Below are 7,175 nucleotides of genomic sequence, written 5' to 3' on the forward strand. Positions count from 1 at the left end.
CGCCGTCGAGATCCAGGCTCACCGCCAGGCCGTCCTTGACCGTGCCCACGCGCAGCGCCCTGAGCGGTTCACCCGTCGTCCCAGCCCGCCGCGCCTGCCCGAGCAGGCGTGGATCAACCAACCCGTCCTACAGCCAACCCAATAAGATCAACTGTCGCAGTTGACTTGACAACTACCGGATTGTTGCCCGGCGTCGGGGCACCGGGCCATGCTCAAGAAGCTCCAAGCCAGGGACGCCGCCGGTGTGGGAGTGTCGGTCGATCGAGGCGTTCAGGCGCACACGCGGTAGCCAGATCGGTAGCCAACCCCAACGATCGGCAACGAGATAGGTCGACAGCTGACGGCCAATGCGAGTCGTTCCGCGAAGGATCGCTGCAGGTCAAACCGGTTCTCGGTGCGACTACCTGCGCCAGTTGAGACTCCCTACGGTCTGTTCACACCGGAGAGGTCACTGGTTCGATCCCAGTATCGCCCACCACCTGTTTCCCCAGTTCAGAGACCCCTTTCTTCACGATTGAACTGGCGCCGTGCCAATAACCTGCCATGAGAGCGTTGCCTGATCGAGTGAACGCTGTCCCTCAGACGCCGTCAGGGTCGTCACTGCTCCTTCTGTGGTAGCAGGGGTCGCGATCGACTAACCGGAGTCGACCCATCGAGACGTTAGTGAGTCGCGACCACGGCCCGACCGCGACCCGCCATGCTCCGTCGCCCGGTCATTGTCCCCGGTGGATGCGCGGTGAACATGGCCGAGGTGCCGGTGCACCTCTGGGCGGCGCTCGGCACGCCAGACAGCCCGCCGGACAGGGTGAAAGGTCGAGAGCTGTCGGGATTGCGCGGCGCTGGTTCCGAGCGAGTCACCTCCGTACCCCTGCTCGCGGCACTCCTTGCGGGCGATGTGCCCGAGCACCACAGCTGCGATCGACCCGACCCAGAACCACCACGTCAGCCCAGCGACCAACGAGTTCACCGCCGAGATGGACGTTTGCCGGGTCGTCGGGATGGCCTGGAATGCGCCGGAGGCAGGTCTGTACGGCGTCGGCCCGGATGTCGGAGTTGGCGGCAGAACTGGCGGCTGAGCGGTCATCGTGATCCCCGAGGTATGTGGCAGACGCTCTGTGATCGTCCCTGTGCGGCGTGCTGTTACGCCAGAGTTCGACCGAGCGAGCGCCGCAGGTGTCTGCGGCCGGCCCTTTTGCCGCCGTCCGCCCCGGTTCCCGCCGCAGTGAGGTGATGAAGTCGCACCACCCATCCGGCCCGGATAACCTCCGTAGGTGGACGAGGTGGGCCAGCGGCGTGATCGGACGACGGCGGTCGTGACCGACGTACCGGGTGCTGTCGTCGTCACCGGTTTCGGGGAGATCGACATGGTCACCGCCCCGGAACTGCGGTTCAGACTGACTGACGCGATCGGTGCCGCGGCCGGGCGCCGGGTGGTGCTGGACCTGCGGGCGGTCGAGTTCCTGGCCTCCGCCGGATGCGCGATCGTCGCGGAAGGACACACCCTGGCGAGCCGGCAGGGCGCATTGCTGCACGTGGTCGTCCCGCCGGAAGGGACGGTCGACCGCGTCCTGACCTTGATCGGGCTGAGCCGGTTGGTGCGGGTGCACCCGACCCTGGACGCCGCGCTGGAGTTCTGACCGGCCAGAAACGCGACCGACCAGAAGCTCCGGTCTCGCGGACGCGGCCCGATCAGTCCGGGAGCAGCTGGTCAACCGTCGCCCGCGTCGAGTGACCGGTGGGGGATCAGGCGTGGTCCGGGTCGTGCCGCTCGACGTATCCCTCGGGGTCCTTGTCCCGGGTGTCGAGGTTCTCGGCGGTCGGGTGTGCGGCCTTGAACTCGACGAACTGTCGGCCGAGTTTCTCGCGCAGCTCCATCGGTGCCCCCTTGCGGAAGTCCGCCAGTCCCTCGCGTTCCTCCTCGGCCATGTGCTCGTCATTGGCCACTCGGGTCTTGTGCACGGCAGCCCACCAGGCGTCGCTGCCGGCGGGCTCGCGGGACGCGTCGCGCACACCGTCCCGGATGTCGTTGTGGTCGCCGATGGCGTCCAGGGTCTCGTCCTCGGCGTCGTCGACCTTGCGCAGCAGTTGCGGGTAGAAGATCTCCTCCTCGGCCATGGCGTGCACGTCGAGCAGGTCGGCGAGCGGTTGCCAGGCCTTCGCCAGATTGTCGGCGTCGCCGGACACCGAGAGGTCGTCGAGCTGGGCGAACGCCTGCCGGAAGGTGGTGTGGTCGTCCAGGATCAGCTGGGTGATGTCGGTGCCGGGCATGTCGGTCTCCGTTGCGCGTCGGTGGTGGGTACCGGGCTGCCGCGTCAGTTCGGCTCGGCCCATGGGTATCGACGTACCCACTTCGCGCCGGCTCACTCGGTGGGGTCCTTCGTCCTGCCGGGGTGTGGTTGCCGCCTGCCGGGGTGTGGTTGCCGCGCGAGCCGGGTATCCGTCTCGGATGAGCAGATCAGCGACGACGACGCGGGAGACCGAACGCAAGTACGACGTCGACGAGGCGGTGGTGCTGCCGGAGCCGGCACAGCTACTCGACCTCGACGCCGGTACCGGGGCGCACGAAATCCGGCTGGAGGCGACCTACTTCGACACGATCGACCTGGGGCTGCTCCGGGCCGGGATCACGCTGCGCCGCCGCGAGGGCGGACCCGACGAAGGGTGGCACCTGAAGCTGCCGGCCGGCGGGGACAGCCGGGACGAACTGCGGCTGCCGCTCGGTGCCGGGGGGCGGGACAAGCCCCCCGCCGAGTTCGTCGCGCTGACCCGATTGGCCGCTCGCGCCGGCCCGCTGGCACCGGTCGCGCTGCTGGCCACCCGGCGGCGGCGGTGGGTGCTGTCCGACGCGCGGGGCCGGGAGCTCGTCGAACTGGTCGAGGACCGGGTCGACGCGCACACCATGGGTGAGCAGACCACTGCGACCTCCTGGCGCGAACTGGAGGTGGAGCTCGCCGAGTCGGGCCGCCCGAAGGTGCTGGACCGGATCGAACGTGACCTGCTCGATGTCGGTGCGCGCCGATCGCGATCCGGTTCGAAGCTCGCCCGGGTGCTGGCCGACAGACTGCCCGCCGCGCGTCCCGACACCGACCGGCGGACGGCCGACGGCACGGCGGGTGCCGCGCTGCTGGCCTACCTGCGCGTCCAGACCGACCGGCTGCGGGCGCATGATCCGCTCGTCCGGCGGGACGCCCCGGACTCGGTGCACCAGATGCGGGTGGCGTCCCGCCGGATGCGCAGCGCGCTGCAGGCATACCCGCGGGTCCTCGACCGCGCCGGGACCCGCGCGGTGACCGAGGAGCTGAAATGGCTCGGTACCCAGCTCAGCGGTGCCCGCGACGACGAGGTGATCGAGCAACGGCTGGCGGCGCTGATCGCCGGGCTGCCCGGCGACCTGGTGCTCGGCCCGGTCGGCGCGCAGCTGACCCGCTCGATGCAGCGGCGGCGGGCGGCCGCCCGTGAGACCGCGCTGGCCGCGCTGGACAGCGACCGATACCTCGCACTGCACGACGCGATCGACCGGTTGATCGCCGATCCGCCGGTGGCCCGCGGCGCCCGCCGCCCGGCCCGCCGCGAGCTGCCGCGCGGAGTCGCCCGGGCGTGGAAGCGCACCCGGAGGCGTATGCGGGCGGTGGAGGGTGCCCAGGTCGGCCCGGCACGTGACCTGGCGCTGCACGAGGCGCGCAAGGCGGCCAAGCGGTTGCGCTACGCGGTGGAGGTCGCCGTCCCGGAGCTGGGGAAGCCGGCGAAGCGGATGCGCCGCCGGCTCAAGGAACTGCACGGACCGCTCGGTGACCACCAGGACACCGTGGTGGCCCGCCCGGTGATCCGGGAGCTCGCCGTGCAGGCGCACCTCGACGGAGGAAACGGTTTCACCCACGGCGTGCTGCACGGGTTGGAGTCCGCGCGCGCGGAGCGGGCGGAGCACGACCTGCCCGGCCGTTGGGACGCCCTGAACCGGCCGCAGGTCACCCGCTGGCTCACCACCTGACGCGCTGCGGCGCCAACCGGGTCCTGGTCGGCGTGCGCCGCTGGTGGTGCTGATCGCCACCCTCGCGGTGCGGCGCTCACTGCGGCACGGCGGCGGCGACAGCCCGGGTGGGTGGGGGACAAGTCCGCCGCGCCGTCCGGCGGGGCGCCGGGCGGGGGCCCGGTCGGCCCGCACCCGGTCCTGGCCCCGGCCGCCTCGCCGGTCAGCGGCGGATCGAGGTGATGGCCTGCCGTGCGTGTCCGGCCCATTCGCCCCGGGTCAGCGGGTGTGCGCCGCGCTCGGAGGGGAACGCGCTGGACACCACCAGGTCCGGGTCCAACGTGGACAGCAGTTCCAGGCTGGCGGCGAGGGTGTCCACATCGGAAATCGGCGGGATGTGGCCCGCGGCCCAGCACCCGTCGCCGCCGACGAACGCGGTGTCCCCGGTGAACAGGTACCTCGACCCGCCGACACCGGGCACCACGAAGCAGGTGCTGCCCGGGGTGTGCCCGGGCGTCGGGATCACCTCGATGCCGTTGGTGTCGACGTGGCGGCCCTCGAACAGCACGTCGGGCTCGGCGAAGCGACGAACGTCGCCGGCCTCCGCGGCGGACGAGTGCAGTCGGCTGCCGAACCTGTCCTTCAGCCGCGCCAGCGCCGGCCCGGCCTCGTCGCGGTGGCTCAGGTACTGGTGCGCGATGCCGCCCAGGGCCTCGATCGCGTCGTGGTCGGCGTCGCCGGCCGTCGAGTAGAACAGCACGTTGCGCCCGGACGGCGGGGTCCACACATAGGCGTGGGTGGTGAGCCCGGGGAACGGCGAGTCGGGTGCGGTCTCCCAGAGGTCGTCGCGGATCCGTGTCAACATCGGTGCCTCCCAGGTCTGACGTGGCGTACGGGAACGACGCTATGACCTCAACCAATATTGAGGTCAACTCAGGAGGCCGAATGGCCGCCCGGACCTTCGTGCCATGGCCGGCCGGTCCGATCGGCAGCATCATCGAGGCCACGCGGGACGCACTCACCGCTGCGCTGCGCACGGAGATGGATCGCTAGCTGACCACGGCGCGCCAGCGCGTCACGGGTCCGGGACGTTGCGCCGGATCTCGTCCAACCAGATCGTCGCGGACAGATCCGAGGGGGCGCGCCAGTCCCCGCGCGGCGACAGCGACCCGCCGTGCGACACCTTGGGCCCGTTGGGCATCGCCGAGCGCTTGAACTGGCTGAAGCCGTAGAAGCGGCCGGCGAACACCTCCAGCCAGCGGCGGATCTCGCCCAGCGGATATTCCGCTCGGCGGTCCTCCGGATAGCCGGGCGGCCAGGAGCCGGCGGCCGCGTCCCGCCAGGCGTGCCAGGCCAGGAACGCGATCTTCGACGGGCGCAGACCCCAGCGCAGCACGTGGAACAGGGTGAAGTCCTGCAGCGCGTACGGCCCGACGGTGGCCTCGGTGCTCTGCACCTGTTCGTCGGCGCCGGCCGGTACCAGCTCCGGGCTGATCTCGGTGTCCAGCACGTCGGTCAGCACCTCTCCGACCTCGTCGTCGAACTGCCCGGACGACACCACCCAGCGGATAAGGTGCTGGATCAGCGTCTTGGGCACCCCGCCGTTGACGTTGTAGTGCGACATCTGGTCGCCCACCCCGTAGGTGCACCAGCCCAGCGCCAGCTCCGACAGGTCGCCGGTGCCCAGCACGATCCCGCCGCGCTGGTTGGCCGCTCGGAACAGGTAGTCGGTGCGCAGACCGGCCTGCACGTTCTCGAATGTCACGTCGTACACCGGCTCACCGCTGGCGAACGGGTGGTCGAGGTTGCGCAGCATCAGCCGCGCGGTCTCGGTGATGTCGATCTCCTCGAACGACACCCCGAGCGCCTTGCCCAGCCGCACCGCGTTGTTCTTCGTCCGCTCGCCGGTGGCGAACCCCGGCAGGGTGAACGCCAGGATGTCCTCGCGGGGGCGGCCCGCCCGATCCATCGCCCGGGCCGCCACGATCAGCGCGTGCGTGGAGTCCAGCCCGCCGGACACCCCGATGACGATCTTCGGCTGCCCGATCGCGCGCATCCGCTGCTCCAGCCCGGAGACCTGGATGCTGTAGGCCTCGTAGCAGTCCTGCTGCAGTGCCCTCGGGTCGGACGGCACGAACGGGAAGCGTTCGACCGCGCGCCGAAGTCCGATGTCCCCGGCCGGCGGGTCCAGCCGGAACTCCACCGTGCGGACGGCGTCGACCAGCGCGGCGTGCCGGCGGCGGTTGTCGTCGAAGGTGCCCATCCGCAGCCGCTCGGCCCGCAACCGGTCCAGGTCGACGTCGGCGACGCAGTGCCGCGCGCCGCTGGGGAACCGCTCGGACTCGGCCAGGCACTCGCCGTTCTCGTGGATCATCGTCTGGCCGTCCCAGGCCAGGTCGGTGCTGGATTCTCCCTCGCCCGCGGCGGCGTACACGTACGCCGCCAGGCAGCGGGCCGACGCGGAGCGGCACAGCAGCCGCCGGTCGTCGGCCCGCCCCACGGTGATCGGGCTGCCGGACAGGTTCGCCAGCACGGTGGCCCCGGCCAGCGCCGCCGTCGCGCTCGGCGGCACCGGCACGAACATGTCCTCGCAGACCTCGACGTGCAGCACGAACCCGGGCACGTCGGCGGCGGCGAAGAGCAGGTCGGGCCCGAACGGGACGTCCGCGCCGGCCACCCGGATGCTGCCCGAGGCGTCGTCGCCGGCCGCCATCTGCCGCCGCTCGTAGAACTCCCGGTAGGTCGGCAGGTACGACTTCGGCGCCACCCCGAGCACCTGACCGCGGTGCACCACCACCGCGGTGTTGTACACCCGGTGGCCCCGGCGCAATGGTGCCCCGACCACCAGCACCGGCAGCAGATCGGCCGAGGCGGCGACCAACTCGGTGAGGCCGTCCTCGACCGCGTCCAGCAGGGTCTGCTGCAGCAGGATGTCCTCGAGCGAGTACCCGGACAACGTCAGTTCAGGGAACACGGCCAGCCCGACACCGTCGTCGTGGCAGATCCGCGCGGTGGCCAGCACCTCGGCCGTGTTGGCCGCCGGGTCGGCGAGGGCGGTGCGCAGGGTGCAGGCGGCGACCCGCACGAGGCCCTGCCGGTAGATGGAGCGGAAGTCCATGCGCACAGTCTCGCCGATGGTCCGGTTCAGCCGCCCGGCTCGGCCCCGGAGGAGACCGGCACGCCGGGGTCGGCGGTGGGCCGACGACAG

6 protein-coding genes are annotated in these 7,175 nt (G+C 71.3%); 2 read left to right on the forward strand and 4 right to left on the reverse strand.

Annotation, left to right across the window (positions count from 1 at the left end):
• Window positions 1–634: 634 nt before the first annotated feature.
• Complete coding sequence (locus Q1K26_RS28745; RefSeq protein WP_363320471.1) at window positions 635–1,366, reverse strand: DUF4190 domain-containing protein; 732 nt, start codon at window positions 1,364–1,366, stop codon at window positions 635–637.
• Between Q1K26_RS28745 and Q1K26_RS12010 the strand changes: the two genes are divergently transcribed.
• Window positions 1,272–1,637: an anti-sigma factor antagonist gene (locus Q1K26_RS12010; RefSeq protein WP_300010663.1), complete on the forward strand. Its 366-nt coding sequence runs from the start codon at window positions 1,272–1,274 to the stop codon at window positions 1,635–1,637. The genes Q1K26_RS28745 and Q1K26_RS12010 overlap by 95 nt on opposite strands.
• A gap of 106 nt (window positions 1,638–1,743) precedes the next feature.
• On the opposite strand, the gene Q1K26_RS12015 is transcribed toward Q1K26_RS12010, so the two are convergent.
• Entirely contained in the window at window positions 1,744–2,268 is a 525-nt protein-coding gene (locus Q1K26_RS12015) for a hemerythrin domain-containing protein (protein WP_300010666.1), read from the reverse strand.
• A 178-nt stretch (window positions 2,269–2,446) separates the two neighbouring features.
• On the opposite strand from Q1K26_RS12015, the gene Q1K26_RS12020 reads away from it, so the two are divergent.
• On the forward strand, window positions 2,447–3,988 hold the full coding sequence (locus Q1K26_RS12020; RefSeq protein ID WP_300010669.1) for a CYTH and CHAD domain-containing protein: 1,542 nt from the start codon (window positions 2,447–2,449) through the stop codon (window positions 3,986–3,988).
• A gap of 202 nt (window positions 3,989–4,190) precedes the next feature.
• On the opposite strand, the gene Q1K26_RS12025 is transcribed toward Q1K26_RS12020, so the two are convergent.
• Together Q1K26_RS12025 and Q1K26_RS12030 are read right to left on the reverse strand one after the other, a co-directional pair.
• Window positions 4,191–4,832 (reverse strand): MBL fold metallo-hydrolase, encoded by a 642-nt coding sequence (locus Q1K26_RS12025; protein WP_300010672.1) that lies wholly within the window; start codon window positions 4,830–4,832, stop codon window positions 4,191–4,193.
• 210 nt (window positions 4,833–5,042) lie between these two features.
• A complete protein-coding gene (locus Q1K26_RS12030; RefSeq protein ID WP_300010675.1) occupies window positions 5,043–7,085 on the reverse strand; it encodes an NAD(+) synthase in 2,043 nt (680 codons plus the stop codon).
• Between the last annotated feature and the right edge of the window lie 90 nt (window positions 7,086–7,175).

This window comes from Pseudonocardia sp., from assembly GCF_029263155.1.
Lineage (GTDB): Bacteria > Actinomycetota > Actinomycetes > Mycobacteriales > Pseudonocardiaceae > Pseudonocardia.

Bases quoted from the DNA above. Each gene is read 5' to 3' on its own strand.
- Q1K26_RS12020 (WP_300010669.1), top strand. From the start codon at position 2,447: ATGAGCAGATCAGCGACGACGACGCGGGAGACCGAACGCAAGTACGAC.
- Q1K26_RS12025 (WP_300010672.1), bottom strand. From the start codon at position 4,832: ATGTTGACACGGATCCGCGACGACCTCTGGGAGACCGCACCCGACTCG.
- Q1K26_RS12015 (WP_300010666.1), bottom strand. From the start codon at position 2,268: ATGCCCGGCACCGACATCACCCAGCTGATCCTGGACGACCACACCACC.
- Q1K26_RS12030 (WP_300010675.1), bottom strand. From the start codon at position 7,085: ATGGACTTCCGCTCCATCTACCGGCAGGGCCTCGTGCGGGTCGCCGCC.
- Q1K26_RS28745 (WP_363320471.1), bottom strand. From the start codon at position 1,366: ATGTCGATCTCCCCGAAACCGGTGACGACGACAGCACCCGGTACGTCG.